A 2,271-nucleotide genomic window follows, 5' to 3' on the forward strand; every position below is an offset into this window, starting at 1 on the left:
TATTGGGAACAGACTTTTCTTAATGTATGAAACATGGAATTGGATTCGAAATACGATTGTCGTTGGTTTCCTGCAGCCACAGGATAGCTGATTTCCCTCCGTTTGACACCGGTAAAGGAAAACAGCACTCAGGAAGTTCATAAAAAAGATTTCTCTTTCCCAAAATCTGATTTTCCGTTACAAAACCCTCTGAAGTTTCTCAATGAAAGTCCTTAAGTTGCAAGTATGATACACTCAGGTTTTCACAGAATTCCCTGGTCCATTCTCTGCTGTATTCTGATCCTGATGGGATGCGGTCTGGCGGGAATTGCGCGCGGTGACGAACTCGCAGGCCAGGGACAATATTTTCAAAGGCAATGTATCTGGATTTTCGTCTCTCTGCTGGCACTGTGCGGCACGATGCTGGTTCCCTACCGTAACTTGCGTGGCATCAGTTATCCGCTGTTTCTGGGAACGCTGCTCTTTCTGGTCGCCGTCTTTTTTATTCCCGCCGTCAATGGGTCTCGTCGCTGGATTCCGTTGGGATTTTTCAAATTTCAACCATCAGAACTGGCCAAGATCACTTACATTCTGGCGCTGGCACATTATCTGATGTACCGTAATAATTATAGACGCATTCCCGGTCTGATCGTACCCTTTATTTTAACCTGCATTCCCGTCTTCCTGATTTTGCGCGAGCCCGATCTGGGAACTTCGCTGCTGTTCTTTCCGATTCTATTTGCAATGCTGTTTTCCGCCGGCGCGCGACCGCGACATCTGGTCGCTGTGGTGCTGCTGGGCATCTGCACGTTGCCTCTACTGTGGCTGGAAATGAACCCGGAACAAAAATCGAGAATCGTGGCGTTATTCACGCAACAGGATGGGGGAGAACTCCCCAAAGGGGACGGTTACCATCTTTACCAGTCGAAACAGATGCTCGCGTTGGGGGGCGTCTGGGGGAGTGAAATCGCAGGCATGCCCGTTGATGATCCAGCCGCCTACCATCTCCCCGCAGGACGCACCGACTTTATCTTTTGCCTCGTCGGCGAACGCTTTGGGATTGTGGGCTGCCTGTTTGCCCTGCTTGTCTTTTCGTTTTTGTTCATCCGGGGCTTACAGATCGCCACTGCGACCCGCGAACCATTCGGCAGGCTCGTCGCAGTCGGCATTGTGACCCTGCTCGCCTCACAGACCATTATTAATACCGGCATGACCGTCGGCCTGATGCCCATCACCGGTATGACTCTGCCCTTAATGAGCTACGGCGGCACCAGCATGCTGAGTACCTGCCTGGCCCTCGGCCTGCTGATGAATATCTGCATGCATCCGGGTTACGAAATGAACGCCGAACCATTTCGATTTTAAAGCCTCTGTAAAAGAGATCGCTGCCATTCCTTGAAACGGCTCTCTTGCTTAGCAATCTCAATAAAAATGGCCGCACGTACACGTATTTCGTGTTTTGAAAGCAGATACAATAACCAGACGCTCAACACACTTTCGCCTGCTGAGCTGCCTCTCCTTTTCGCAGGTAACAGAAACATCCCATGACAACCACAGACTCAGAACTCGATTCAGCGCGAACACGAATTCAAGCTGCTTACTCTCCCGATTTATTATCTGCTGCCGGCCTGGCGTTGTCGGAACTACTGACAGAACACGCGCGCTCACTGCAGAATCAAGACAGCAACGTTTTAAACTGGAACCCTCCCGTCGAGAACATTCAGTCTGCATTACAGCAGTTGCAGCAGCACCCCGCTGAAGAAGTCCCCCCTGCAGAAGATGCCAGTGCAGAAGATGCCAGTGCAGTATCATCCGACCTCTCACTCGAACACCGGGTTCAAGAATTCCGGCAGCTCGTGCAGTTAATGCTGAATAAAGGCCACAATTTACATAATCCCCGCTATATCGGGCATCAGGTTCCCGCCTCTATTCCGCTGGCCGGACTGTTTGACGCGGTCACTTCCGTGACGAACCAGGTCATGGCCGTTTATGAAATGGGCCCCTGGGCAACGGCGGTCGAACTGGCGTTAATCCAGACGATCGGCAAGGAGATCGGTTTCACACCAGGCCACTTTGCGGGACTGGTCACGCACGGCGGTTCGCTGGCAAACCTGACCGGACTCCTGGCGGCGCGCAATCTGATCTGCCCGGAGATCTGGGCTCAGGGATCACAGGCACAATTGGAATCAACGCCGGTCCTGCTGGTCTCCAGCGACGCGCATTACAGCGTGACCCGTTCCGCCGGTATCCTGGGAATCGGCACCGAAAACATCATCAAGGTCGCGCTCGATG

The 2,271-nt window shown here is 52.3% G+C and carries 2 protein-coding genes; both read left to right on the plus strand.

The genetic code is table 11. The features are described 5' to 3' along the window. Window positions 1–225: 225 nt before the first annotated feature. Window positions 226–1,344 (plus strand): FtsW/RodA/SpoVE family cell cycle protein, encoded by a 1,119-nt coding sequence (locus tag Q0294_RS01230; RefSeq protein WP_299459957.1) that lies wholly within the window; start codon window positions 226–228, stop codon window positions 1,342–1,344. A gap of 179 nt (window positions 1,345–1,523) precedes the next feature. Continuing rightward, window positions 1,524–2,271, plus strand: a 748-nt coding sequence (locus Q0294_RS01235; RefSeq protein ID WP_299459960.1) for a pyridoxal-dependent decarboxylase, incomplete at its 3' end; no start/stop codon positions are given.

The sequence above is a fragment of the uncultured Gimesia sp. genome (genome assembly GCF_937919775.1).
Classification (GTDB): Bacteria; Planctomycetota; Planctomycetia; order Planctomycetales; family Planctomycetaceae; genus Gimesia.